Here is a 24,822-nt window from a genome sequence, read left to right on the forward strand (position 1 = left end):
GAGCCTCAGACGAATAGAGTAGCTGAATCGGCGTCTGATTCTCTTATAGATCATTCCCGGTCAAATTTCAAAGGTAATCAGGAATCCTTGGAACCGCTCTTGGAAGAGGATCCGGAGTCGCTGCTGGAACTTTTGGATTCGGAACTGGCGGACTGTGCTTTTGAGTCGGCTGCAGCTGCTTTTTTGTAAGAACTGCTGCGGTAATCCGTTTCGTAAAAACCGCTACCCTTGAAAATGATACCGCCGCCAGCACCAATGATGCGTTTGGCTTTCAGCTTGCCACACTCCGGGCATTTACGAAGTGGCTTGGCAGTGATGGACTGAAACACTTCCCACTGGTGATGACACTGGGAGCATTCGTAATCGTACGTTGGCATCTTTTGATTCTCTCAAAAAACAGTGAATATGGAATACTGATCAGTTTTCAGCAGGTCCTGAGGAGACAATCACTTTACTCGGACGCACCACCCGGTCGTTCAGAATAAAGCCCTGCTCCAGTTCCTGAATAACAGTCATCGATGGATATTCGTCAGAAGGCATCTGCTGCAGCGCTTCGTGCAGGTTCGGATCGAAGGGCTGCCCGACCGCTTCAATGGCTTTGACATTATTTTTCGCGAAGACATCCAGAATCTGCTTGGCCACCATTTCGACACCGAGCTTCAGGTCGTTGACGTTGTCTGCGTTTTCAGCAGCTTCCACGGCCCGTTTCAGGTTATCCAGTGCGGGGAGCATGTCCTGCACAAAAGGAGCTGCCGCGTACTGACGCAGTTCAGCCAGTTCCCGCTGATGACGTTTGCGTGTGTTATCCAGCTCAGCCTGGGAACGCAGAAAACGGTTCTGGTTTTCGTCGCGTTCAGCCAGAGCGGTTTCGAGTTGTGCTTCGACTGAGGTTGAGTTCTCTACTGCTTCCGTTTCGGCTGCAGCAGATTCCTGTGTCTGATTCTGAATGTCTTCTGGTTGTTCCTGATCTGTCATGCTTCTGACCTGTAACTTACTCTATCTATTAAAATTAAGAAGATGAATCGTTAAAACGATCTCGACTGTGATTGACCAACTCTGATCATTCAGCGTGCGTGAAATATTCCTTGAGTTTATCGAAAAACGAAACTCGGCTCGGGCTGCGATGCTTGGAAACTTCCGAGTGTTCGATTTCAGCCAGTTCCCGGAGCAGTTCTTCTTCCCGCTCCGAAATTTTGCGAGGCACATCAATCTGCACGATCACATGCAGATCTCCGCGTCGTCCACCATGCGGATTCGGCATGCCCAGCCCTTTCAGCCGGTAGACTTCACCCGGTTGTGTTCCGGCTTTGATTTTCAGTTCGTGCCGTCCTTCCAGGGTCGGAATTTCAATCTCAGCTCCCAGAACCGCCTGCGTGTAGGTAATCGGCACATGACAGCTCAGTTCCTGCTCCTGGCGACGGAACAAGGGGTGTTCATCGACGCTGACGACAACATACAGATCACCGCGGGGGCCACCATTCTGGCCCGGGTTGCCTTCGCCTCTCAGGCAGAGCTGCATACCGTTATCAATTCCGGGAGGGACTTTGATATCCAGCGTGATTTCCTTAGCGATGCGTCCGTCACCGCGACAGTCCGAACATTTTTCGACAATCACCTGTCCGGCACCACGACAGCGGGGACAAGTCGTCTGGACGCGGAAAAAGCCCTGAGACTGCACGACCTGGCCGGCTCCGCCACAGTAATCACATTCCTGAGGATCGGTTCCCGGTTTGGCTCCTGAACCGTGACAGGTTTCGCAGGGCTCCTGACGCATGATCTGGATTTCGCGTTCACAGCCTGAAGCTGCTTCCAGCAGATCAATCTCGATTTTGGTTCGCAGGCTCTCACCCTGACGCGGACGATTTCCCCCGCGAGTGGAACCGCCACGGAAGCCGAACCCTTCAAACAGGTCTCCGAATGCGCTGAAAATATCAGACACATCATGGAACTGATGTCCGCCCCCCGCGCCGAAATCGGCGGCATGCCCGTAGCGGTCGTAGTGGGCCCGTTTTTGATCGTCGCCCAGAACTTCGAAGGCTTCAGCTGCTTCCTTGAACCGTTTGATGGCTTCTTCGTCACCCGGATTACGGTCCGGGTGATTGGCGAGCGCCATCTTCTTGTAGGCTTTTTTGATCTCTACAGTGGTCACGTCGCGCGATACGCCGAGAACTTCATAATAATCGCGTTTCGTTGCCATAAATACAAACTCATCATTTTAAAGTAGCGAAATATCTCCGGTCCGCTGCGGAGGTATTTCGGTTTCAAGCAGCTCAATCAGAACTGAAAAAAACGGGCCACCTTATTTCGGCGGCCCGTCTGAGATTACATCATTTCGTCTGAGTTCGAAATTCGATTTCAGACTGCAGCCGAAATTATCTTACACTGCCTTCAACGTCGGCCAGCTTACCACCTTCGGTGCTTTCACTGCGAGTGATAAGTACCTGGGTTGTGAGCATCAGGCCTGCGATTGAGGCGGCATTTTTCAGAGCGTTCTTGACAACCTTGGCAGGATCGATGATGCCGGCTTTGAACATGTCAACATATTCGCCGCTGTAGGCATTGTATCCGTTGGCGCCACTCAGCTCTTTCACTTCGTCGGCGATCACAGCACCGTCAACACCGCAGTTTTCTGCGATCTGACGAATCGGGCCTTCCAGGGCACGGGCGACAATGTTGATGCCGATTTTCTCGTCATCGTTCTTGCCTTTGACCTTGGTAACCGCTTCGATGGATCGGAGCAGAGCCACGCCACCGCCGGGAAGAATTCCTTCTTCGACAGCAGCACGAGTTGCGTGCAGTGCATCTTCCATACGGGCTTTGGTCTGTTTCATTTCTGCTTCGGTGGCTGCACCGACAGAGATGATGGCGACGCCGCCGGTCAGTTTTGCCAGGCGTTCCTGGAATTTTTCGCGATCGTATTCGCTTTCGGTCTTCTGCAACTGTCCGCGGATCTGGGCGACGCGAGCCTGCAGGGCTTCGGTATCGCCGGCACCTTCGATCAGAGTGCAGGAGTCTTTGGTGATTTCGACCTGCTTGGCCTGTCCCAGCTGGGCCAGTTCGACAGATTCGAGTTTGATACCGAGGTCTTCTGAGATCACGGTACCGCCGGTGAGCACAGCGATGTCAGCCAGCATGGCTTTACGACGGTCGCCGAAGCCGGGAGCTTTCACGGCAGCGATATTCAGAACGCCACGCAGTTTGTTCACAACCAGGGCGGTCAGCGGCTCACCTTCGACATCTTCAGCGATGATCAGCAGGGGTTTACCGGTCTGAGACACTTTTTCCAGCAGTGGAACCAGATCCCGCAGGGCGGAGATCTTGGATTCGTGAATCAGAATGTAGCAGTCTTCCAGGATGCATTTCATGCCTTCGGTGTCAGTCACAAAGTAGGGAGAAATGTAACCTTTGTCGAACTGCATCCCGTCAGCGAAGGAAAGAGTGGTTTCGTTACCCTTACCTTCTTCAACGGTGATTACACCATCGCGACCAACTTTTTCAACCGCATCAGCGATGAGGTTGCCGATTTCGTTGTCGTTGTTGGCGGAGATGGCGCCGACCTGAGCGATTTCTGCTTTCTCAGTGACCGGCTTGGCCAGGGCTTCGATTGCTTCGACAGCTGCTTCAACGGCTTTGTCGATTCCACGACGAACAACCATCGGGTTGGCACCCAGTGACAGACCACGCAGACCTTCGGTGTAAATGGAACGAGCTAAAACCGTGGCAGTGGTCGTACCGTCACCAGCGATATCACTGGTCTTGGTTGCGACTTCATTGACCAGTTTGGCTCCCATGTTTTCGAAGGGATCTTCGACTTCCACTTCTTTACTGACTGTAACACCGTCTTTGGTGACCACGGGGTTACCAAAGTTTTTATCGATGATCACATTGCGCCCGGTGGGGCCCATGGTGATGGCTACAGCGTCGCTGATAGTTTGCACGCCTTTTTGCAGCTTGGTACGTGCGCGATCTTCAAACAAAAGTTGCTTTGCCACGCTTATTGACTCCTCTGATTAACAGGAACGAACATTTGATCGGATTGCTCCGTTCTCCCCTGCGTGATTTTGGTTTGAATTAGATTCTCAACTCAGAGCAGAGACTGAAGTGCCGTGGGCACGTTCAGTCTCAGTCCGGTATTCCGATAAAAGAACGTTCTTTATTTAATGATTTTGGCGAGAATGTCGCTCTCGCGCAGAATCTTGACTTCCTTGCCGGAAACTTCGATGTCAGTTCCGCCGTATTTGCCGTACAGAACTTCGTCGCCTACTTCAACGGCAACCGGGCAGCGTTCGCCGCTTTCCAGCAGACGTCCGGGACCAACGGCGATCACGGTGCCACTCTGTGGCTTTTCCTGTGCCGTGTCAGGCAGCACGATACCACCGGCAGTGGTTTCTTCAGCAACATTGGGTTCAATAACAATACGGTCATCAAGGGGATTCAGTTCCATTAAGTTAACTCCCGATTATTCCAGTAAGTCTGGTTGTATTTGTGAAGCCGGGATTCAGACCCGGTATAAATTGTTACAAACAACAGGCGGGGCCCGGTACAGGCCCCCGATCGATCTGCAGAGAGACCGACGATACGAGACTAGAAGCCTCCCATGCCGGGCATTCCCATTCCGGGCATTCCGCCGCCCATTCCAGGCATGCCACCCATGCCGCCCATACCACCCATGTCGTGGTGGTCGTCATGATGATGATCGTCTTCTTCTTCCTTGGGTTCTTCAACCACGATGGAATCAGTTGTCATCAGCAGGCAGGCAACGCTGGCTCCGTTTTGCAGAGTGGAACGAACCACTTTGGCAGGGTCCACAACGCCGAACTCGAACATGTCGCCGTAGCGATCATTCAGAGCGTCGTAACCATAGGAAGCACTCTTGTCTTTCTTGACGCGGTTGCTGACAACCGAACCGTCCAGACCGGCGTTTTCAGCGATTGCACGCAGCGGCATTTCCAGAACTTTCTGAACCAGAGATACTCCCAGAGCCTGGTCGCCGGACAGTTTCAGGCTTTCCAGAGCTTTGGCAGATCGCAGCAGGGCGATTCCACCACCGGGCACGATCCCTTCTTCGATGGCAGCACGCGTAGCGGCCAGAGCATCGTCGATAAGGTCTTTGCGTTCTTTCATTTCTGTTTCAGTCGCAGCACCGACATTGATCTGAGCAACGCCACCGGCCAGTTTAGCCAGACGTTCCTGCAGTTTTTCACGATCGTATTCGCTGTCGGTAACTTCGATTTCTGCCCGGATCTGCTCGGCACGACCGTTGACGGCTGCCTTGCTTCCAGAACCGCTGACGATCGTGGTGTTGTCTGAGCTGATGTGAATCTTCTTGGCCTGTCCCAGGTCTTTCAGTTCAACAGACTCAAGTTTGATTCCCAGGTCTTTGAAGATCGCACGGCCGCCGGTGAGGACAGCAATGTCTTCCAGCATGGCTTTACGACGATCGCCGTAACCGGGAGCTTTCACGGCACAGACTTTAAGGATGCCACGCAGCTTGTTGACGACCAGAGTGGCGAGTGCTTCGCCTTCGATGTCTTCAGCAATGATCAGCAGCGGAGAACCTTCTTTGGAAATCTGTTCCAGCAGAGGAACGAGTGTCTGAGCAGAGCTGATCTTTTCTTCGTAGATCAGGATCTTGGCCCGTTCCAGGTCGCAGGTCTGATTGTCTTCGTCGGTGACGAAGTGCGGAGACAGGAAGCCGCGTTCGAACTGCATGCCTTCTACCAGATCGACATCAGTAGTGACGCCACGTCCTTCTTCGACTGTAATCACGCCATCAGCGCCGACCTTCAGCAGAGCATCTGCCAGAATCTTGCCGATTTCCGGATCGTTGTTACCAGCGATGGTCGCAACAGTCTGGATGGCTTTCTTGTCATTTCCTTTTACTTCTTTAGAGATCTTACCGATCTGTTCGACAACTGCCTCAACAGCTTTCTGTACGCCACGGCTGAGGGCCATCGGGTCTGCGCCGGAAGCGATGTACTTCAGACCTTCCCGGAAAATGGCTTCTGCCAGTACGGTTGCTGTTGTGGTGCCGTCTCCAGCAACATCGTTTGTTTTCGATGCTGCTTCTTTCACCAGCTGGACGCCCATGTTTTCAAACGGGTCTTCCAGTTCGATGTCTTCGGCAACAGTCACGCCGTCTTTGGTGACCTTCGGGGTTCCCCAGCCTTTGTCCAAGACAGCATTTCGCCCTCGCGGCCCAAGCGTACTGCTTACAGCCCGCGACAATTTAGCGACTCCTGCCAATAAACTCTTTCTGGCCTCTTCGTCAAAGCTTAAAAGTTTTGCCACAGTCTCTCCTCAACCAGCAATAAATGGCCAATAATTTTGCCCATGACCACGATGATCCCTCACACGCCTCGTGCCGCGCTTCCTGTTGATCACAGGGGGCCGGTGTGTGAGTACAAATAGGTGTAAGTACGACAAAGATGGCAGGATCCAGGCTGGACCCTGTCCATGAGGCCAAGTAATTGCAATCATCATGCCAATCGGAATGAGGTGTTGTAAGATGTTATATATCAGCTGTTAACGCGAATCTCTTATTGAGGGTGGTTGACGTCAACTGCCAACTTGGCAGAGAAATTGTTGCTTTCAGGCCAGCTGCCGGAGCGTCCTAGGCAGGGAGGTTGCAGACACCGTCAAAACTGACAGAGTGTCGAGTTTCCACTCCAGACAGATGCCGGAGTGTTAATATGTGGCAGTCTGTGCTTAATCTGCAGGCAATGACCGCTGATGTTGCCTTATTAATCTGCATCCGAACTGGTGGCCCGAATCACATTCCGTAAATATTAATTTAATATGAGATGATATAAAGCATTACGTGAAATATAGATAAGGGTTGTTCAAACTGTCGCAAATCAGATTGAGGCACACTGTTTGCATTAAGACTTTTCACCAAATAAGTGCTCATTTTATTGATTGGTATTTAGGGGTCACGATCAGAAGAAATTGATTGTCCAAACAGTAGATTTAACAACATCTGACGAAGACTCCGGGAAAGGTTTGCGACAAAATGAATTGGAAACATGCGCTCATGGGCTTGACGGCAAGCCTTGTCGTTGTTTTGGCAGTATCACAGCCAGCTTGGGCTTATCAGGACGAAAAAGCTCCTGAAGAGAAACCCGCCGCAGCAGAAACTGCCGCACCTGCTGAAACAACAGAAGAAGCACCCGCAGAAGAGGAAGCTCCTCAGCTTTCATTATCAGAGCTTTACTACGCACTTGATAACAGTATGTTATTCCTCTGTGCTGTTCTGGTGCTGTTCATGCAGTCTGGCTTCGCTATGGTCGAGTCCGGATTCAACTCTTCCAAGAATACCATCAACATTCTCTTTAAGAACTTAATGGATGTCTGTGCCGGCGTGCTGGTTTACTACGCTGTCGGTTACGGTCTGATGTATCCAGGGGATGCCGGTAACGGTTACTTTGGTTTTGCACAGTTCGGAATCGGCGAAGCTGGAGATCCAGGCCCAGGAGTGCTGCATCCGCAGGTTGACTTCCTGTTCCAGGTTGCCTTCGCAGCGACTGCTGCCACCATCGTCTCTGGTGCCGTTGCCGGTCGTCTGAAATTCAGCTCTTACCTGATCTACAGTATCATCCTGACCGGTATCATCTACCCAATCAGTGGTTACTGGAAATGGGGCGGTGGCTGGTTGGATGCCATGGGCTTCTACGACTTTGCTGGTTCAATTGTCGTGCATGCTGTCGGTGGTTTCGCCGGTCTGGCTGGGGCAATTGTCCTCGGACCCCGGATTGGTCGTTTCAAAGATGGCAGATCAGTTCCGATTCCTGGACACAACATTGCTCAGGCAACACTGGGTGTCTTCATCCTGTGGGTAGGCTGGTACGGGTTTAACCCTGGTAGTCAGCTGGCCTTCGCTGGAACTGACAACACCAACGCTGTGATGCTGATCGCTACCAACACAACCCTCGCTGCAGCCGCCGGTGGTGTGGCCGCAATGATCCTGGGTTGGATCATGTACTCAAAACCGGATATCTCCATGGCCCTGAACGGTGTTCTGGCTGGTCTGGTAGGTATTACCGCTAACTGTGACAGTGTCTCTAACATCGAAGCAATTGTCATCGGCGTGGTTGCCGGTCTGCTGGTTGTCTTCGGTATCCTGGCACTCGAAAAACTCAAAATCGACGATCCCGTCGGTGCCTTCCCTGTCCACGGACTGTGTGGTATCTGGGGTGGTGTCGCCACTGGTATCTTCGGTGATTACAACATCGTAACCCAGGTGATTGGATCTGTTGTGATCCCGGCTTACGCCTTCATCACCATGTTTATCCTCTTCATGTTCCTGAAAGTCATCGGACAGCTCCGAGTCTCTGAGGAAGATGAAATGAAAGGTCTGGACCTGTCTGAGCACGGAATGCAAGCTTACCACTAGTCCAACCTGATGTGAACACTGGTACTTTGCAGGAGGTACCGTAAAGTGTGACTGACTGATGGCTTGAGAAATGACTTCTCTCGCCATCAGTTTTTTATGCGCGGTCAGTAATACAGGAGTAACGGCTGCTGAAGAAATTTCCCGAAATCCTTGTGAACCGGCGATCGCTTGCTTAATGTAACTGAAAGGTATTCAGATGTGATTAATCCTTTCGAGCCTGTGTTCGCCTCAAGGAGTGTGGAAATGGCAAAGTATGTACTGGCGTTAGATCAGGGAACAACATCCAGTCGATCAATTCTGTTTAATCATCAGGGGCAGATTGAGGCCACTTCCCAGGAGGAGTTCGAACAGATCTTTCCCTCGCCGGGACTGGTGGAACACGATCCCGAAGCGATCTGGGAATCACAACTGGCGACCGCCCGCGAAGTGATCGATCAATCGGGGGCGACGCTCTCCGAGATCGCTGCAATCGGTATTACGAATCAACGGGAAACGATAGTCCTCTGGGATAAAGAGAGCGGCAAACCGGTTTCGAATGCGATTGTCTGGCAGAGCCGACTGACGGCAGGCCGCTGTGATCAGCTGAAAGCGGAGGGGTGTGAAGGTCTGTTCCGCGAGAAGACCGGACTGTTGCTGGATGCCTATTTCTCGGGAACCAAGATTGAATACCTGCTCAATACCGTAGAAGGATTAAGGGAGCAGGCCCAGGCAGGCAAAATTCTGTTTGGTACGATCGACTCTTTTCTGATCTGGCGGCTGACGGGGGGGAAGGTACATGTCACCGATCCAACCAATGCCTGTCGCACCCTGCTCTACAATATTCATACACACGAGTGGGATGACGAACTGCTGCAGATCTTCGATATTCCCCGTTGCATGCTGCCCGAAGTTAAAAGTTCCAGCGAGGTCTATGGTGAGACCGACCCCGCGCTGTTTGGCGAGTCAATCAAAATTGCCGGTATTGCAGGGGACCAGCAGGCAGCGACCTTCGGTCAGGGCTGCTTTGAACCCGGGGCAGCGAAGAATACCTACGGAACCGGTTGTTTTATGCTCATGAATACCGGCGATAAACCGGTGCTTTCGCAGAATGGTCTGCTGACCACGATCGGCTGGAGCATCAATGGCAAAGTCACTTACTGTCTGGAAGGATCCATTTTCGTGGCCGGGGCAGCAATCCAGTGGCTCAGGGATGGGCTGCAGATCATTGAGTCAGCGTCTGAAATTGAGGACCTGGCAGGCCAGGTGGAAGATACCGGCGATGTCTTCTTCGTGCCTGCCTTTGTGGGACTGGGAGCACCCTACTGGGATCAGGATGCCCGCGGAACTCTAATTGGTCTCACGCGGGGCGCTACCAGAGCTCATGTTGCACGGGCGGTCCTTGAGTCGCTGGCATACCAGACCTGCGATGTGCTGCACGCCATGGAGCAGGATTCTCAGATCAAGTTGAAAACTCTCAAGGTGGACGGCGGTGCGGCTGCAAATGGTCTGTTGATGCAGTTTCAGGCGGATATGCTCGATGTTCCCGCGCAGCGTCCGGTGGTCCATGAAACAACGGCTCTGGGAGCCGCCTATCTGGCAGGCCTGGCTGTTGGCTTCTGGCATGATCAGGCAGAGGTGACCCGTAACTGGGCTCTCGATGTAGAATACCAGCCGCAGATGGAGGCCTCGCGACGTGAGGAATTATATCAGCGCTGGAAGCAGGCGGTGGAACGTTCGCGAGACTGGGTCTGATTCGGTCGATTTATGCGGAAATCTGCAGGGCGCTCACACATTGCTGGTTGGCAGGCGCGCCAGGTTTTGATCGGTTCCGATGATGAGCAGGATGTCTGATTCCTGAATCTGATAATCCGGGTGAGGTACACAGTCGGTTGTGTATACCTTTCCCGTATTCTTTTCGATTTCCGCGGAATTCCGTTTACGAATGGCGACCACGTTCACGGAATATTTGGAACGCAGCGCCAGCTCGGTCAGGTTTTTGCCAACGAACTCTTTGGGGGTCATCAGCTCGATCATGGTGTAGCCATCGCCGACCTGGATGTAATCTTCCAGATGCGGATTGGCCAGCAGTCGTGCCAGGTGAGCTCCCGCCTGAATCTCGGGCTGGATCACATCGGTTGCACCAACCTGAGTAAAGATCTCTGCGTGAAACTTTGACTGTGCACGACAGATGATCTTGGGGACTCCCATCTTCTTAATGATCACTGTGGTCAGCAGTGCCGATTCGAAATTTTCCCCGATCGAGATCACGCAGGCATCGACTTTGTCTACGTCCTGACTTTTGAGCGCCAGTTCGTCGGTGGAATTCAGACGAACTGCGACCGCGACATCATCTTTGACCTCATTCACCAGCTTGTCCGAATGGTCGATGGCGATGACTTCCACTCCGCTGGCTCCCAGACGTTTGGCGAGTTCGGTACCAAAGCGGCCCAAACCGATGACTGCTACTTTAATCACGGGATCAGTTCTCCTCTGGAGGATGAGTTACTTTAGATGATTTGATTTCAGGGTTCCTGTTACCCGAGGTTCACTGGCTCTTCCGGGTAGTGATATCGATAGGCGGGGCCACGGTTTGAGAGTGCGATTAAAGCCGTCAGCGGGCCGACGCGACCGATAAACATCGTAATTATGATCACCCAGTGCGACGGTGTCGTCAAACCCGCGGTGATGCCCGTCGAGACGCCGACCGTAGCAAAGGCACTGGTTGCTTCAAACAGATGATCCAGAAAGATCGCCTGGTTGTTTTCGAACATGACAATCAGCAGTGTTGACGACATCAGTACCAGGATTCCCAGTGAGATGATCGTCAGCGAACGGTGGATCAGTGCGCTGGGGATGGTGCGCCCCAGGATCTCAACCCGGTCTCTCCCTTTCAGTAGCGCCCAGACCGAAAGGATGGCCAGGGCAAAGACTGCCGTTTTCACGCCGCCCCCCGTTGAGCCGGGAGACGCACCGATAAACATCAGCAGTACGGAAAACAGTTTGGTCTGCGGTTGGTAGGCACCGAGGTCAACGGTATTAAAACCGGCCGTCCGAAATGTAACGGACTGGAACCAGGCGGAATTGAGCCGCTCTCCAAAGGTGAGATCATCGGAGGCATGAATCGATTCCAGCAGGTAGATGCCGATCGTGCCCCCGATCAAAAGAAAGAGGGTCGTGAAAAAAATCAGGCGTGAGGAAATCGTCAGCCGGACTTTCTGTGTCGGGTGATGAAACAGGGGCTTGCGGATCCGCAGGTTCGAGAAATGGGTGATGCCGTACAACATGAAATTGTAGTTTACAGCAAACCCTAATCCGCCGATGATGATCAGAGCCGGGATGACGCCCCAGATTTCCCAGTGGTGTCCCATGCCCAGGAAGCCGTCATCCATCAGGCTGAAGCCGGCGTTGCAATATCCACTGATCGAATGAAACAGGCTGAAGTAGACCCGTTCGGTGAAAGGGAGCTCCGGCCAGAGTCCCATCAGGCAGACCGCACCGAGCAGTTCGGTAAAAATCGTAATTCCGAGGATGGCCAGCACCAGACGGCGGATGTCACCGCGCTGGCTGGACTCCAGCATCTCGCTGAAAGTGACGCTCTCCCGGATCTGCATCGATCGTCCAAAAGCTGCTGCGAAGAAGGCTCCAAAGGTCAGGATGCCCAGTCCGCCGATCTGGAACAGAAACATGATAATGGTGTGCCCCGTGCGGCTCCAATAGGTTCCCGTGGGAACCACGATCAGGCCTGTAACGCAACTGGCACTGGTTGAGGTAAACAGGGCGACCAGGAACGGAGCGCCCTCCGTCGTTTTCGCGGCGGGGTCCTGAATGCGAGCCGAGGGAAACATGAGTAAGATCGTCCCCACGGAAATCAGCACCAGGAAGGAAGTCACCACAATCAGGGCGGGGTTCCAGCCACGTGACGAGACGCGCCGGATTAAGAGAATTGTCTCGTAGAGGCTTCTCAGGATGACACAAAATTCGGAGACGCCCAGGATCAGATTCAGTCGGGTCGGGGCGTCATCGGGCAGCAGGTCATGCAGACTGATTATCAGCAGGCTGGCGATCAACCAGAGCCCGCAAAAAAAGAAATGGGCCAGGTGGGTTTTGAAGAACTCTTTCCGGTCCAGATGCCAGCCGTACCGCAGCATCAGGCTGATCGTGAAATAGCTCATGGCTACGATGATCGCAGCACCCAATTCCCAGTGAACAACGGTGGTAATCTTCAGCAGTCCATGTAGAATGACTGTGGAGATCAGGCCGACGATCAGCGCAATAATTTCCAACCGTCTCAGCCTGCGGCAGCGGCGGGGATGGTGTGTCTTATAGTGGATGCGGCTGGGGAGATGCGACAGAGTCATTTGGCGCGTAAGTATTTCAATGAAATAATTTTATGAAGACCTGTTCAGATTTTATTCGTAATCAACGTCAATTGAAACAGTGAGATTATGGTGCGCGATTTTATTTCCGAAAGTTTGACTCATGACCCGATTCATGGGTATATCCCGTTTACTTCCAAAACCGGGATTCCCGATGATGAGGTCTCCGAGCAGGAAATCATCGACCATCCCTGGGTCCAGCGACTCAGGCACATTCACCAGCTTCAGACGGCCTGGTGGGTTTTTCCCTCAGCTGAGCACATGCGGTTTCAGCACGTGTTGGGAGCCATGCATCTCTCGTCGGTAGCAATTAACGCCTGGTATGATTCCTTGAGCAGCGCCTGTCGCAATGTTCCTTCTCTGCCTTACGTAGAGAGCCTGGTCCGGCTGGCGGCGCTGCTGCATGATGTGGGGCACGGCCCCTTCGGGCACTTTTTCGACGACCATTATCTGGATCAGTACCATCTCACGCATGAAGACATTGGCGCCCATATCATCGAACATGAACTGGGAGACCTCATTCGCGGGATTCGCCGGAACCCGAACGGTCACCTCAATCCGCTGGAAGAACTCGACCCCAAGCAGATTGGCTGGCTGATTCGGCGTCCTTCCGGCGATGCAGCGAGCGAGGCGGGTAACCCGGACTGGCTTTGTAAGTTGCGTGCCATGTTCAGCGGCATTTATACCGTCGACAATATGGATTTCGTTCTCCGTGACGCCTATATGTCAGGCTACAATATTCGTGCGGTCGATGTCTCGCGCTTGATTCATTACAGCTTCTTCACTTCTGAAGGGCTGACGATTCACGGTCGCGGCATGACGGCACTGGTCAACTTTATTGAAACCCGCGCGAATCTGTTCCGCACTATTTATTATCACCGTACGGTGCGTGCCCTGGACCTGGCGCTCGAAGAAATCTTTGCCGAGACCATGCAGCATCTGTTTCACGGCAATCCCCTCGAACATCTGGACGACTATCGCGGGTTTACCGAGTCTTCATTCCTCGTCGACGTCGGCCGCTTCCAGAAGAGTTCGGATCCCGCAGTTCGTGATCTGGGAGAGCGCTGGCAAGGGATTCTCTCGCGTAATGTGGAATGGAAGATGGCCTGCGAACGTCAGCTCAATTTCCATTCCGGGACTGCAGTGCACACATCGATCTTTTCGGAACCGGAACTGGTCGAAAAGCGGGTCCGCTCCAAGCTGCCCGCGGAGTTGAAGCAGCTCCCGCTGCGGATCGACGTCGCCCGGCATTACCATCGGCCCAGTGGGCGACTCCCAGCAGGTGGACAAAATTATTTGCTCGATCCCGGTACGGGGCTGACTCAGGAGCTGCACGATGATGAGCTCTTCCGGGCTCTGCCTGTCAGCTTCCTGATCTTCCGCATTTATACGCGGGATCACCTCCACGATCTGGAACTGACCACCGCGCTGAACGCCGCCCTCGGGGAAGTTTCGGATTCCAAGACCAATATGTAACTCTCCTGCAGAAAAAGACTTGTACAAGTGTGGCACTGCAGAAGATCCGCCCTGTTCTTTCGCGCAAAGAGTGGCGATGTCTTGAGGGAAATTTCCGGATTTTCCTGCTGAACAGGGCAGACAGTGGTCCTGTTATGTCGGTCGTGTCGACTCCGGAAAATCATTGACAGTGATTATTCGGCCCAGTCGATAAGTTCAACATGATAGATTTCGAACTGGAACAGATGCTGGAAAATCCCGAATGGAGTCTCGTGCTCAAGCATTACAGCGTCCTGCGACGTGAGACCAAAGAGCGGGATCCCGAATTTGATGGCTGGATCGTACGCCAAAATGAAGTTGACGGCGTCGTTACCGAACGCCTCCCCCGCATTCATGGAAAACTGATCGCCTTCGACCTGCTGAAATTTCAGCTTTCTGGGCGCGACTCCGGGGTTTTTTATAAAGTCACCCGTACTGGTGAGAATATGCTGCCCCGTCTGGAAGGGCAGCTGCAAGACCTGCAGGCACAATTGCAGGCGACAGAGGAAGACGCTCCTCCTGAAGAGCAGGAACTGGCCCGCTCCGCCTGAGAGGCTGCCACGGACTGTAATTCTCTCCCCCGCTGGAACGAAAAACGGCCCCAATTGTGCAAGACAATGGGGCCGTAGATTTCGTCGTTGCTCCTGGCTGTGACAATCTTAAATCATGTCAGCAGTCAGAGAAGACTCTAGCTCATTATGCTTTTTTAGGAGCAGGAGCAGGAGCTTTCTTTGGAGGAGCTGGTGCTTCTTCTACCTTCTTGGGAGCTGAGTGAGCTGGAGCAGCTCCTTCACAGCTGTTGCAGGGAGAAGCGCACTTGGGAGCTGGTGCACAGCATTTAGGAGCTGGTGCACAGCAGGTTGGTGCAGGTGTGCAAACTGGTGCTGGCTTGCAGCAGGTGGTGCGAACTGGCTTGCAGCAACGTACACGTGCTGGTTTGCAGCAACGAACGCGTTCTGGCTTGCAGCAGCGAACGCGTTTGGGCTTGCAGCAACGTTCACGAACGGGCTTGCAGCATTTTACGCGCTCTGGTTTGCAGCAACGGTTACGGAAACCAAATGCTTCTGCATCTGATACGCTGAAGGTTGCAACGAACAGTGTCATTGCAGCGATCAAAGAAAGTGTGACAGTTTTTCGAATCATGGTGTACTCCTCAGATTCTTAAGAAAGTGGTTCCACTTCGCCGGAAGATAAGTCACTACCTTCATCCCCCAGCGATGTCCCTAAGTCTACGCACCTAGGGAAAACAGGTCTGTTTTTCTGGTTTGGTAAGATTTGCCGGTTACGGCAAATACGTTGATTACAATACCAGAACGAATTACGATGTCAAAGTAAAGCGAACACGAAAAATAAAGTTTCTCTAAAAATCCTTTATTCCCTCAAGTATCGCATTTTAACAGTTTTAGAACTGGTTTTCACGTGTTTGAACACGATAAATCCGACCAGACCTGTCGGCTCTCACTCTATCCTAGGTCAAAAATAAAGCGACCAGCTGAATTCCTGCAGATATTTGGGAAAGCTGCGCAAAAAAAACGCTCTGTTGCGCTCATTGACTCTTTAGGTTTATTTGCTTGCAACCCTCTCGCAGTCAAAGTAAAACCAGATCTGGCTCCCTGAGCTGCTTCAAATAAACTACCTCAGAATTCACGGATTGTTCAGTGCCGTCATCTGCCTCAGAATCTTCGTCCTCACCATCAGATCAGCCACGGCTGTGGTACTGTGGGTCCCAAACCATTTCATTCGCTGAGCGGCCTTTGTTGATGGGCATTCTCAACGTCACCCCCGACAGTTTTTCGGATGGAGGAGAGGTTACGGATCGGGACGCAGCCGTCAAGAAGGGCTTACGTCTCATCGAGCAGGGCGCGGATATTTTAGACATTGGTGGCGAATCGACCCGTCCTGGCTCTGATCCCGTTCCCCTGGAAGAAGAACTCCGCCGCGTGGTTCCGGTCGTTGAACAGCTCGCGAACCAGACCGACGTCCCGATTTCCGTCGACACTACCAAAGCGGAAGTCGCCCGACAGTCGCTCGCAGCCGGCGCTGCGATCATCAACGATATCTCGGGCCTCACCTTTGATCCGGAGATGATCCCCCTGGCTGCAGAAACCGGCGCGGGAGTGATCTGCATGCACATCCAGGGAACTCCCCAGACCATGCAGGACAACCCGACCTATGACGATGTCATCGTCGATCTGAAAAACTGGTTCCAGGAACGCTTACAGGAACTGCTCTCGGCGGGAATCGAACCCGGCAGAATCGTCCTCGACCCGGGCATTGGATTCGGGAAAACCGCCGAACACAACCTGCAGATTCTCTCCCACATTCGCGATTTCCAGGATCTGGGTTATCCGATACTCATCGGTCATTCCCGCAAACGCTTCCTGTCGAAGCTGCTGGGCCGCGATGTGGAAGAACGTCTCGCGGGAACGGTCGGCGTCTCCATTGCCCTGGCCAGTCAGGCTGTCGAAATCATTCGCCTGCACGACGTCGAAGCCAACCGCGATGCAATCTCGGCCTGGAAAGCAGTCACCAGCCGCGTCACCTGATTATACAATACTGAAACTCAACCATCTTACTAACTAATACGGCTCCACAGGCAGCCCTGTTTCAAGGAAATACACAGCATGAAGATCACACTTGGTACGCGGACACTGATTCTCTCCCTCTGCGCAATGCTGGCGTTTTGGACCGTCGCCCGGGCTGCGGATCAGCCTGCTCACAATTTCGACCGCTGGGAAAAGTCCATCGCCCAGTTTGAAAAACAGGATAAGGCACAAGGTATTCAGGAAGACGGTATCCTGTTTGTCGGTTCTTCCAGCATCCGCATGTGGGATCTGAAGAAGTACTTCCCTGACCTTCCTGTCATCAATCGTGGCTTCGGCGGATCTGAAATCGTTGACTCCACACACTTCGCCGATCGGATCATTCTCAAACACAAGCCCAAAGTTATCTTCCTCTACGCTGGTGACAATGACCTCGCCCGTGGTCGCACCGCGAAAGAGGTCGCCGGCGACTTCAAGCAGTTCGTCTCCGTCGTCCATAACGCCCTGCCCGAGACCCGCATTGTCTTCATCGCCGTCAAACCCAGTCTCAGTCGCTGGAAACTGGCCGGCACCATTCAGGAAGCCAACAAGCTGATCAAAAAACAGTGTGAAAAACACGACTATCTGGCGTTCGCCGATGTCTGGGATCCGATGCTGGGCGAAGACGGCAAACCCCGTCCCGAGCTCTTCAAAAAGGATGGCCTGCATATGGAACACGCAGGCTACCTCATCTGGAAGAAAGCAGTCGAACCCTATTTCCCCCAGAACTGATCGCATTCCCGATCATTGCTAAGTTGAATTGGTTACAGGGTTTCCACACGCAGCTCATGCGCCGCCACGAACTGGTTCAGCTCGCTGCGTGTGAAGATGCCCGCGGTCGCGCCGGTGGCACGCACACAGCTGTGCCCCAGCGCCGATCCATAACGCAGGCAGTCTTCCGGGCTCGCCTCTTCCAGAAGACCATGAATGAAACCGGCGACAAACGCGTCTCCGCTCCCTGTCCCATCCACCAGGTCGACCGGATAAATCTCTGAACGTAGCAAACGCTCAGCATCCAGCAGCAGACTCCCCTGGCCGCCACAGGTGATGATCACCGAATTCGCTCCCGCTTCCCGGAACGCCTCGGCCTGTTTCAGCGGGTCTGTCTCTCCCGTGATCAGTTCCCCCTCATCATTATTAGGCAGGAAATAATCGCTTAACGGCAGAACCGGCTTCAGCATTGACCAGTAATCCGCAGCCTTCGGCGTCACCACATCCAGCACCGTAATCACTCCCGCTGCCCGGGCCACCTCGAACATGCGGGCGACATTCTCGGGCGAAAGCTCTTCCGACAGGCAGTAACCTCCCAGGTACAGGATGCGACAGGAGCGAATCTGCTCCTCCGTGACTGTCTCGCCGGTAAACAGAGAGTTCGCAGCAACCGAATGAATAAACCGGCGATCCTCACCCTGCACATTAATCACGAACGAACCGCTGGTCGGCAGCGTATCCGATTTCATGATGTACTCGCAGTGCACGCCCGAAGCAGCCAGGCTCTCTTCCACATACTGTCCGAAAACATCCTGCCCCACAATCCCGGCGATCGCGGCCCGGCGATCCAGACGTGCCAGGTCCGCGGCAACGTTCGATGCACAGCCGCCAATCGTCAGGCTCATTTCGTCCGTCAGTACCAGCTCGCCCGGACGCGGCATATGGTCGATGGCCTTGCACACATGGTCTGCGACGATGATCCCCGCACATAAACAGTCATACCTGGGAGACGACATGAGGATGTCCTTCTAAAGCGCTTCGAAATCTGTGAAATCAGGATGTGTTGCTTATTATGCGGAAGGGGATCAGGAGATCAACACCTAACTGGAATGCAGATGCACAGATTTCATGCTCTGTTCCGAGTCGATCGGCTGGGCGGGACGCACACTCTGTTCGGCTGCGTCTTCAGGGCCGTCGGTCGATTTGGAACGACGCAGGTGTTTCAGCAGTCGCAGCATGATGGGGTAGGTAATCAGGCCGAAGAACGTGCCGACCACCAGCGAGCCGATAATCAACGGAGACCCGACTTCCAGCAGCAGCTGCTTCACCGTTTCCCACCAGCCGCTGAATCCCTCGAACTCCAGGATCCGGGCGAAGTCCTTCTGCGTCAGCGAACCGCCTACGAACAACGTACCCACTTTATAGTCAAACCAGTAGATCGGCACGATGGTCAGCGGATTCGAAATGTAGACGGTAATCAGCGACGCGACCTGGTTGAACCGGAACAGCGGACGCGTCAGAAATGCGACACAGACCACCATCAGCATCTGAATGCCCACCGTCGGCGTCAACGCGATAAACATCCCGATCGCGGTCCCCAGGGCAATCGAGTGGGCACTGTCATCCAGCATGAGGATCGAGCGCAAGAGCACTCGCGGGTTCAGGGTCCAGGCTGGTTTGGCAGATGACATAGAATTTCAACAGGCTGCTTGAGGTCGCGTGATCTAAAATCTTGTTCAGAGAACTTTTACGGTCATTTGGATTAGTATATCGGCACAGTTCTGGCAAAATTCCGCAGGTTTATGAAACCTTCAACTTAGGCCGGTCATACCGTTCAATTCGGCTATCCGAATCAAGACGCTTGTAAGTTCTCTCACTTCTGGGGGTGGGACAACGACCCTTTCGGGTTAACGTTTATGTATTTTAGTTAAGGTTTTTCAAATTAGGCAACTCAAATTAACGCCCCAATTCGCACCCCGGCGGAAGATCGTCCCTAAGTCGTGACCGGGCCACAGCATCGGAATTCAGGTGAACAATCATCAGCATTGACTACGACACAACTCCTCAATCACACCAGATGAAAATCAGCGTAGATTTGAATTCCGCTCCGGAAATGGGTATGAAAGTGAGTTAAGCGCTATCTTTATTGATCATTTTCATTTCTGATTCATATTGTCTCCTTCAGGATCTCCTGAATACAGTGCACAACGGAAACCCGCTGATGGTAGAAAATCTGGAAATCTTTGATGTTGAACTGGCAGGCCCTAATCTGGTAGTCACTCCCCTCGGATCGACCCTGCAGTTCCAGTACAGCAACGTTCAGGTCGAAGCCAACAAGGTACTCAGGCTCTTTGACGCCCCCGAGATCAAAAATGTCATCATTGACCTCTCCCGCGTCGACTATCTCGATTCGATTATCATCGGCTCGCTGATCCGCCTCCTGCAACGGGCCCGGCAGACCGGCGGTCAGGCCGTCTTCTGTAATGCCTGCGAGAACATGCAGAATATTCTCAAGTGCATCAAAATCGGCAGCCTCTGGCCGCTGTTCGATACCCGGGACGAAGCGATCGCCGCTGTCACTCCCTCTGCGTAATTGTTCGATTTCTTGTCTGGAAATGAGTTGGGAATGCTGCCGTTCACTGCCGAGGATCTGAAAGCTGTTCGAACGGAAACGTTCATCGAACACCTCGATTATTTCGAGAGCCTCGCTTCCACCAATTCCTGGGCCCTGAATACCCACTGCACAACCTCCCCGGCCGCACGCGATACCAGCCTGCCCGCACTCGTCCTCACCGGCAATCAGACCGCTGGCCGTGGTCGAGGCAATAATGCCTGGTGGTCCACGGAAGGAGGACTCACATTCTCCCTCGTCGTCGACGCCAACCAGCTCGGCATCCCGCTCCAGCAGCAGCCCCTGATTGCTTTGGCGACCGGCCTGGCCGTTTGTGAAACACTCGAGAAGCAGGCCCCCGCACATCGGCTCCAGCTGAAATGGCCTAACGATGTCTTCCTCGCAGGCAAAAAGGTCTGTGGCATTCTGGTCGAAACCTCCGCCAGTCAGCCCGGCCTCGTGGTCATAGGCGTGGGCGTCAATCTCAATAACTCGTTCCTCTCCGCTGAAGCCGAACTGCAGTCGCGAGGTACCTCGCTCTACGAAACGACCGGACAGAAGTTCCCGCTCTCCTCCACGCTGATCGATCTCATCAACGCTATCGAAAACCGGCTCTACGATGTCGCGGGTGACCACGGCGATCTCATGCCCGCCTGGCGACAATACTGCCTGCTCACCGGCCGGGACATTCGCATCAACACCGGACGCGAAGTCCGGGAAGGCACCTGCCTCGAAATCGACGACGAAGGTTATCTGATCCTGCAGACCGAGACCGGCCGCGAACGCATTATCAGCGGCACCATCGAACACTTTTAAAGAATCGCCCCCGCCATGAAAAAACTTCTCATCTATCCCGCCATCGACGCCAGACGACTCACCCGTCTCGAGAGCATTTCGAACGCACTGGAAGTCGTCAACGCTCAGAATCTGGATGAAGCTCTGACCGAAATCAGAGACGCCCACGCCTTCTTCGGCAAGATCACTCCCGAACTGCTGGCCGCGGCTGAAAAACTGGAATGGGTGCAGTCCCCCACTGCCAGCCTGGAACACTACATTTTTCCCGAACTGGCCGACCACCCTTGCCAGCTCACAAACATGCGCGGCCTGTTCTACGATGTCATCGCCGATCATGTGCTCGGCTTCGTGCTCTGCTTCGCCCGCAACCTGCATCGCTACATTCGTCAACAGTCCCATTCGGTCTGGCAACCCATCGGCGGCACTGCGGGAAAACCCGACTTCGTCACCGGACCGGGACAGGTCAGCGAAGTCGACCGCAGCCACATGCACCTCTCGGACTGCACCCTCGGTGTGGTCGGTGCCGGCTCGATTGGTTCCGAAGTCTGCCACCGCGCTGCTGCCTTCGGCATGCGGGTCTGCGCCATCGATCCCCTCATTCGTGAGGTTCCCGGCGCCGTCGATGAAGTCTGGGACCTCGATCGACTCAAAGACCTGCTCACCATCAGCGACTTCGTCGTCATCGCAGCGCCGCATACACCCCAGACCGAAAAACTGTTCCGCACGCCCCAGTTCCAGCAGATGAAAAACTCCGGCTACCTGATCAACATCGGCCGCGGCGCGATCGTCGATCTGCAGGACCTGACCATCGCACTGCAGAAAGGCGACATCGCCGGCGCCGGTCTGGATGTTTTTGAAGTCGAACCCCTGCCCGCAGACCATCCGCTCTGGCAGATGGAGAACGTCATCATCACCCCGCACATCGCCGCCGCTTCGACGCGTGTCCCCGAAAGGCACCTGGAAACCCTGCTGGAGAACATCCGCTGTTTCATCAACGGCCAGCCCTTCATCACTCTGGCCAACAAACGGCTCTGGTTCTGAACGAATTCGACTGCAAAGTGAACCTCCCTGTGCTTTCAGGCAGTGCTCCTGCTGACTGCTGAAGAAACTGCCCTTGATCGACGTCCGCCGAAGCGTATGCTCTTCTCTTCTGGCTCGCGCGCGAGGCAGCTCAGCGTGCACCGGAACACGAAGCACCACTGACGCAGCGACACCTGAATCCGCACCGCTTTTCACCAGGTTTTCACGGGGGCAATCAGAACGCATGCGAAATGTTCCCCACATCTTGTTCAGGGCAGACCAGGACAGACTCCGGTCAGACAGGGACAAAATCCAGGCCACACCAGGACAAAATCCGGCCACATCGGGACAAAATTCTGTCTTGACCTCCCGGTGCCTTTCGACAGAATCAGACCCATGATCAAAACAGGATGTAGGGGCAGAGCCTGTGTGTCTGCCCGCCGAGCGACCTTCCACTCGAAACAACTTCCAATGGACATCCATTAACAATTCCCCCTGAGCGATAAGGCGCCAGGTAGCGTTTATTAAATAGTTTTCTACGTACTCATGAGGTCGACAGCGTTAGCTAAGTACGTATCCACCGTGGCCGAAGGTATGCTGTTACTCTTGTTTTCAGGACTTCAACAGCAGAAAAGAAAATGAGCCGCAGGGCGTTAGCCCCGGTTGAAACGACTTAGGTATGAACCGTGCCAATTACGAAACGCGACACGGCCACAGGCAATGCGATCCGCAAATAGCACAAAGAGAAATCCTACGCATCGGCACCAGCGAGGACAGAGAAAATAAAACCAGTGCTGATCCAACACCCCAGTGCTGATCCAACACCAGTGAAAAGCAATGATCGCGCGCAGTGTTGAATGAACAACCCGCCGGGTGGTCTCGGGTGCAATCCGAGATTGCCGCAGGCAACAGGAGGTCACAGCGCCGGGTGCCACAGTTGGCTTGTCCAACTGTGCTCGTCCAATGCCCCATCACACTCACCCACCGTGAGCGGCAAGGCGCTAGCCGCCGGTAAAAAGGAAGACGCAGATCCCAAAATCAGTAGGGATCGCTATTCCACTCACAGCACCGGGGTGGGCCCGAATGCAATTCGGGCCGAGCGCAGCGAGCAGGAAGTCGCAGCTCACTCGTTCAATCGAAAACAGAGTCGCCTGTTTCTCTCAAAGCGTGAGCCAGACAATCGTACCAGAATTCGTTCCCGCGACCACAGCTTCCTACCACTTTCGTGTCTTTCGTGCTTTTCGTGGTAGCAAAAAGATCACTCAGCGTCATCATCCTCATCTTCTTCCAGCGGCGGATCAGGTTCCAGTCTCTTTCCCATTGGCAGCGCGAGGTCATGGTCCTCCAGCACGGCCTGGTAATGTTGCAGCCTGCCCCACAACAGCTCTCTGAGGTATTCCAGTTCACCGAGTGCTTCTTCCAGATCGCCCCGATCCAGTTCCCGCCGCACCGCATCAGCCGCATGACACAGAATCGACAGTGAATCCCCCTGGATCAGTGAACCAGGATTTTCCCGCCCCGGATGCCGCATCACAGCGTAGTTCGAAGTATCCGCATAAATTTCCACGTCTGCTTGATACATGAGAGATTCCACCTGAAATTAAGAATTGAACCACGCAATCTTTTCAGAAATTTCGTGCTTTTCGTGGTAGTACTTTTCATTCATCAAGCCTGAGTTCTTCAATATATTCTGTAGTTTCAGGCTGTTGATGTCTCGCATGGTGTTGAACGAGAAGTAGCACAACCTCTATACGCCTTCTCAGGGCCGCCAGGTCAAGCGGAGTTCTTCCTTTACTATCGATAGAATTGATATCAGCGCCTGCTTCTATCAGAAGTCTCGCTATTTCTATTAATCCTTCGTAGGCGGCTCTTTGTAGTGGTGTATTCTCTTTCCACTCGCATTTATAGTTAAGACTTTTTGTTACTCCTCTTTGAATCAGGTAGCGTACGATTTCAGGATTTCCACTACATACTGCACCATAAATAGGGGTATAACATCTACACAAGTGGTTTATGTCTGCACCTGACTCCACTAAAAGTTTTACTATTTCAAATTGACCATCATGAGCGGCAATTCCCAACAGAGTTCTGTCATCTTCCCATGCCAGCTTAGCAAGTTCAGGATGTTCTTTGATTTCTCCGTAAAGTCTTTCCCAATTGTAGTCAAGTAAAGTAACTAGCATTGACTCAAATGCAGAAAGATTGTTCCAGTCAACCTGATCCCGTAGCGCCTCAATATCGACCCGCCCATCGTCCAGCAAAGGAATCTTCACAGAGTCTTCCCTCCAGTAATCAATGTGCGTTACTGTTTCAAGTACAGTTCCGAGTAGCATCACTTTCGTGCTTTTCGTGTCTTTCGTGGTAGGTAAAAAAGTCCCTTACCCCTCGACACTCTCCCGCACCCGCTGGTTCGCAGCAGCGTCCAGGATCGCTTCGTCATAACAGACCAGTTCCACCGAGTTCCCGTCCGGATCGTAGAGATAGATCGAGTGCCAGCCGAACTGGCGATGATCCGTCAGCATTATCTCAATCTCCAGCGCTTCCAGTCGCGCTTTCTCTTGTTCGAATACTTCCAGCTCCATCGCGAAAGCGAAGTGATGCAGCGTCCCTGTCCGGGCCCGGGCCATACCCACTTCGATCTCCTGCGGTCCGCTGAACTCCCAGGTCTGATCAAAGATCGCCAGCAGCTGGGGATGCCCGTCGAAGTCGTCTGCGATTTTCAGGAAGGTGCCTCCGTCAAAGTTGGCAAACAGTTCCAGTCCAATGACTTCTCGGTAAAAGGCAACCAATGCTTCCCGGTTTTCAGTTCGCAGGACCAGTTCGCCTAATCGTTTTTCACACGTATGCATATCAGTTCTCCCT

The 24,822-nt window shown here is 53.4% G+C and carries 23 protein-coding genes; 10 read left to right on the plus strand and 13 right to left on the minus strand.

The window, feature by feature from the left end:
- Positions 1 to 77: 77 nt before the first annotated feature.
- The 6 genes from F1728_RS20460 to groL (F1728_RS20485) all read right to left on the minus strand — a co-directional run bounded on the left by F1728_RS20460 (position 78) and on the right by groL (F1728_RS20485) (position 6,291).
- Positions 78 to 377, minus strand: a complete 300-nt coding sequence (locus F1728_RS20460) for an FmdB family zinc ribbon protein (protein ID WP_145043443.1) — start codon at positions 375 to 377, stop codon at positions 78 to 80.
- 40 nt (positions 378 to 417) lie between these two features.
- Positions 418 to 975 (minus strand): nucleotide exchange factor GrpE, encoded by a 558-nt coding sequence (gene grpE / locus F1728_RS20465; protein ID WP_155365631.1) that lies wholly within the window; start codon positions 973 to 975, stop codon positions 418 to 420.
- A gap of 85 nt (positions 976 to 1,060) precedes the next feature.
- Positions 1,061 to 2,197, minus strand: coding sequence for a molecular chaperone DnaJ (dnaJ, locus tag F1728_RS20470; RefSeq protein ID WP_145190558.1), 1,137 nt, complete (start codon positions 2,195 to 2,197; stop codon positions 1,061 to 1,063).
- A gap of 175 nt (positions 2,198 to 2,372) precedes the next feature.
- Positions 2,373 to 3,992, minus strand: coding sequence for a chaperonin GroEL (gene groL, locus F1728_RS20475; RefSeq protein WP_155365632.1), 1,620 nt, complete (start codon positions 3,990 to 3,992; stop codon positions 2,373 to 2,375).
- 161 nt (positions 3,993 to 4,153) lie between these two features.
- A complete protein-coding gene (locus F1728_RS20480) occupies positions 4,154 to 4,444 on the minus strand; it encodes a co-chaperone GroES (RefSeq protein WP_145312224.1) in 291 nt (96 codons plus the stop codon).
- Positions 4,445 to 4,584: 140 nt separating this feature from the next.
- Positions 4,585 to 6,291, minus strand: a complete 1,707-nt coding sequence (groL, locus tag F1728_RS20485) for a chaperonin GroEL (RefSeq protein WP_145442577.1) — start codon at positions 6,289 to 6,291, stop codon at positions 4,585 to 4,587.
- Between the two features lie 721 nt (positions 6,292 to 7,012).
- Between groL (F1728_RS20485) and F1728_RS20490 the strand changes: the two genes are divergently transcribed.
- Together F1728_RS20490 and glpK are read left to right on the plus strand one after the other, a co-directional pair.
- Complete coding sequence (locus F1728_RS20490) at positions 7,013 to 8,392, plus strand: ammonium transporter (RefSeq protein ID WP_228030260.1); 1,380 nt, start codon at positions 7,013 to 7,015, stop codon at positions 8,390 to 8,392.
- 243 nt (positions 8,393 to 8,635) lie between these two features.
- Positions 8,636 to 10,123: a glycerol kinase GlpK gene (gene glpK / locus F1728_RS20495; RefSeq protein WP_155365633.1), complete on the plus strand. Its 1,488-nt coding sequence runs from the start codon at positions 8,636 to 8,638 to the stop codon at positions 10,121 to 10,123.
- Between the two features lie 33 nt (positions 10,124 to 10,156).
- On the opposite strand, the gene F1728_RS20500 is transcribed toward glpK, so the two are convergent.
- Positions 10,157 to 10,846 carry a potassium channel family protein gene (locus F1728_RS20500; RefSeq protein WP_155365634.1) on the minus strand — a complete coding sequence of 230 codons (690 nt, stop codon included), beginning with the start codon at positions 10,844 to 10,846 and terminating at the stop codon, positions 10,157 to 10,159.
- A gap of 59 nt (positions 10,847 to 10,905) precedes the next feature.
- Positions 10,906 to 12,654 (minus strand): TrkH family potassium uptake protein, encoded by a 1,749-nt coding sequence (locus F1728_RS20505; RefSeq protein WP_194242458.1) that lies wholly within the window; start codon positions 12,652 to 12,654, stop codon positions 10,906 to 10,908.
- Between the two features lie 162 nt (positions 12,655 to 12,816).
- Between F1728_RS20505 and F1728_RS20510 the strand changes: the two genes are divergently transcribed.
- The 5 genes from F1728_RS20510 (at position 12,817) to F1728_RS20530 (ending at position 17,555) form a co-directional block, all read left to right on the plus strand.
- Positions 12,817 to 14,223 carry an HD domain-containing protein gene (locus F1728_RS20510; RefSeq protein ID WP_155365636.1) on the plus strand — a complete coding sequence of 469 codons (1,407 nt, stop codon included), beginning with the start codon at positions 12,817 to 12,819 and terminating at the stop codon, positions 14,221 to 14,223.
- A 200-nt stretch (positions 14,224 to 14,423) separates the two neighbouring features.
- Complete coding sequence (locus F1728_RS20515; RefSeq protein WP_155365637.1) at positions 14,424 to 14,792, plus strand: hypothetical protein; 369 nt, start codon at positions 14,424 to 14,426, stop codon at positions 14,790 to 14,792.
- A gap of 266 nt (positions 14,793 to 15,058) precedes the next feature.
- Entirely contained in the window at positions 15,059 to 15,406 is a 348-nt protein-coding gene (locus F1728_RS20520) for a hypothetical protein (protein ID WP_155365638.1), read from the plus strand.
- A 595-nt stretch (positions 15,407 to 16,001) separates the two neighbouring features.
- Positions 16,002 to 16,787 carry a dihydropteroate synthase gene (folP, locus tag F1728_RS20525; RefSeq protein ID WP_155365639.1) on the plus strand — a complete coding sequence of 262 codons (786 nt, stop codon included), beginning with the start codon at positions 16,002 to 16,004 and terminating at the stop codon, positions 16,785 to 16,787.
- 78 nt (positions 16,788 to 16,865) lie between these two features.
- The gene (locus tag F1728_RS20530; RefSeq protein ID WP_155365640.1) at positions 16,866 to 17,555 is read left to right on the plus strand and encodes an SGNH/GDSL hydrolase family protein; all 690 of its coding nucleotides are present in this window, start codon (positions 16,866 to 16,868) and stop codon (positions 17,553 to 17,555) included.
- Between the two features lie 32 nt (positions 17,556 to 17,587).
- Here F1728_RS20530 and F1728_RS20535 read toward each other — a convergent pair whose 3' ends face one another.
- Positions 17,588 to 18,550, minus strand: coding sequence for a carbohydrate kinase family protein (locus F1728_RS20535; protein WP_155365641.1), 963 nt, complete (start codon positions 18,548 to 18,550; stop codon positions 17,588 to 17,590).
- A gap of 84 nt (positions 18,551 to 18,634) precedes the next feature.
- On the minus strand, positions 18,635 to 19,225 hold the full coding sequence (locus F1728_RS20540) for a DUF2062 domain-containing protein (RefSeq protein ID WP_149337422.1): 591 nt from the start codon (positions 19,223 to 19,225) through the stop codon (positions 18,635 to 18,637).
- Positions 19,226 to 19,755: 530 nt separating this feature from the next.
- Here F1728_RS20540 and F1728_RS20545 point away from each other — a divergent pair.
- The 3 genes from F1728_RS20545 to F1728_RS20555 are packed head-to-tail and all read left to right on the plus strand — an operon-like array spanning position 19,756 to position 21,981.
- On the plus strand, positions 19,756 to 20,127 hold the full coding sequence (locus F1728_RS20545) for an STAS domain-containing protein (RefSeq protein ID WP_155365642.1): 372 nt from the start codon (positions 19,756 to 19,758) through the stop codon (positions 20,125 to 20,127).
- Between the two features lie 33 nt (positions 20,128 to 20,160).
- Positions 20,161 to 20,961 carry a biotin--[acetyl-CoA-carboxylase] ligase gene (locus tag F1728_RS20550; RefSeq protein WP_155365643.1) on the plus strand — a complete coding sequence of 267 codons (801 nt, stop codon included), beginning with the start codon at positions 20,161 to 20,163 and terminating at the stop codon, positions 20,959 to 20,961.
- Between the two features lie 15 nt (positions 20,962 to 20,976).
- Positions 20,977 to 21,981 carry a D-2-hydroxyacid dehydrogenase gene (locus F1728_RS20555; RefSeq protein ID WP_155365644.1) on the plus strand — a complete coding sequence of 335 codons (1,005 nt, stop codon included), beginning with the start codon at positions 20,977 to 20,979 and terminating at the stop codon, positions 21,979 to 21,981.
- Positions 21,982 to 23,218: 1,237 nt separating this feature from the next.
- Here the strand turns inward: F1728_RS20555 and F1728_RS20560 are convergent.
- The 3 genes from F1728_RS20560 to F1728_RS20570 all read right to left on the minus strand — a co-directional run bounded on the left by F1728_RS20560 (position 23,219) and on the right by F1728_RS20570 (position 24,809).
- Complete coding sequence (locus F1728_RS20560; RefSeq protein ID WP_155365645.1) at positions 23,219 to 23,542, minus strand: DUF6959 family protein; 324 nt, start codon at positions 23,540 to 23,542, stop codon at positions 23,219 to 23,221.
- 76 nt (positions 23,543 to 23,618) lie between these two features.
- The gene (locus F1728_RS20565; protein WP_155365646.1) at positions 23,619 to 24,293 is read right to left on the minus strand and encodes an ankyrin repeat domain-containing protein; all 675 of its coding nucleotides are present in this window, start codon (positions 24,291 to 24,293) and stop codon (positions 23,619 to 23,621) included.
- Between the two features lie 45 nt (positions 24,294 to 24,338).
- Complete coding sequence (locus F1728_RS20570; RefSeq protein WP_194242459.1) at positions 24,339 to 24,809, minus strand: VOC family protein; 471 nt, start codon at positions 24,807 to 24,809, stop codon at positions 24,339 to 24,341.
- Between the last annotated feature and the right edge of the window lie 13 nt (positions 24,810 to 24,822).

Origin of the sequence: Gimesia benthica (genome assembly GCF_009720525.1) — a bacterium.
GTDB classification, from domain to species: domain Bacteria; phylum Planctomycetota; class Planctomycetia; order Planctomycetales; family Planctomycetaceae; genus Gimesia; species Gimesia benthica.

Bases quoted from the DNA above. Each gene is read 5' to 3' on its own strand.
- F1728_RS20460 (WP_145043443.1), bottom strand. From the start codon at position 377: ATGCCAACGTACGATTACGAATGCTCCCAGTGTCATCACCAGTGGGAA.
- grpE (WP_155365631.1), bottom strand. From the start codon at position 975: ATGACAGATCAGGAACAACCAGAAGACATTCAGAATCAGACACAGGAA.
- dnaJ (WP_145190558.1), bottom strand. From the start codon at position 2,197: ATGGCAACGAAACGCGATTATTATGAAGTTCTCGGCGTATCGCGCGAC.
- F1728_RS20480 (WP_145312224.1), bottom strand. From the start codon at position 4,444: ATGGAACTGAATCCCCTTGATGACCGTATTGTTATTGAACCCAATGTT.
- F1728_RS20490 (WP_228030260.1), top strand. From the start codon at position 7,013: ATGAATTGGAAACATGCGCTCATGGGCTTGACGGCAAGCCTTGTCGTT.
- glpK (WP_155365633.1), top strand. From the start codon at position 8,636: ATGGCAAAGTATGTACTGGCGTTAGATCAGGGAACAACATCCAGTCGA.
- F1728_RS20510 (WP_155365636.1), top strand. From the start codon at position 12,817: ATGGTGCGCGATTTTATTTCCGAAAGTTTGACTCATGACCCGATTCAT.
- F1728_RS20515 (WP_155365637.1), top strand. From the start codon at position 14,424: ATGATAGATTTCGAACTGGAACAGATGCTGGAAAATCCCGAATGGAGT.
- folP (WP_155365639.1), top strand. From the start codon at position 16,002: ATGGGCATTCTCAACGTCACCCCCGACAGTTTTTCGGATGGAGGAGAG.
- F1728_RS20530 (WP_155365640.1), top strand. From the start codon at position 16,866: ATGAAGATCACACTTGGTACGCGGACACTGATTCTCTCCCTCTGCGCA.
- F1728_RS20535 (WP_155365641.1), bottom strand. From the start codon at position 18,550: ATGTCGTCTCCCAGGTATGACTGTTTATGTGCGGGGATCATCGTCGCA.
- F1728_RS20540 (WP_149337422.1), bottom strand. From the start codon at position 19,225: ATGTCATCTGCCAAACCAGCCTGGACCCTGAACCCGCGAGTGCTCTTG.
- F1728_RS20545 (WP_155365642.1), top strand. From the start codon at position 19,756: ATGGTAGAAAATCTGGAAATCTTTGATGTTGAACTGGCAGGCCCTAAT.
- F1728_RS20550 (WP_155365643.1), top strand. From the start codon at position 20,161: ATGCTGCCGTTCACTGCCGAGGATCTGAAAGCTGTTCGAACGGAAACG.
- F1728_RS20555 (WP_155365644.1), top strand. From the start codon at position 20,977: ATGAAAAAACTTCTCATCTATCCCGCCATCGACGCCAGACGACTCACC.
- F1728_RS20560 (WP_155365645.1), bottom strand. From the start codon at position 23,542: ATGTATCAAGCAGACGTGGAAATTTATGCGGATACTTCGAACTACGCT.
- F1728_RS20565 (WP_155365646.1), bottom strand. From the start codon at position 24,293: ATGCTACTCGGAACTGTACTTGAAACAGTAACGCACATTGATTACTGG.
- F1728_RS20570 (WP_194242459.1), bottom strand. From the start codon at position 24,809: ATGCATACGTGTGAAAAACGATTAGGCGAACTGGTCCTGCGAACTGAA.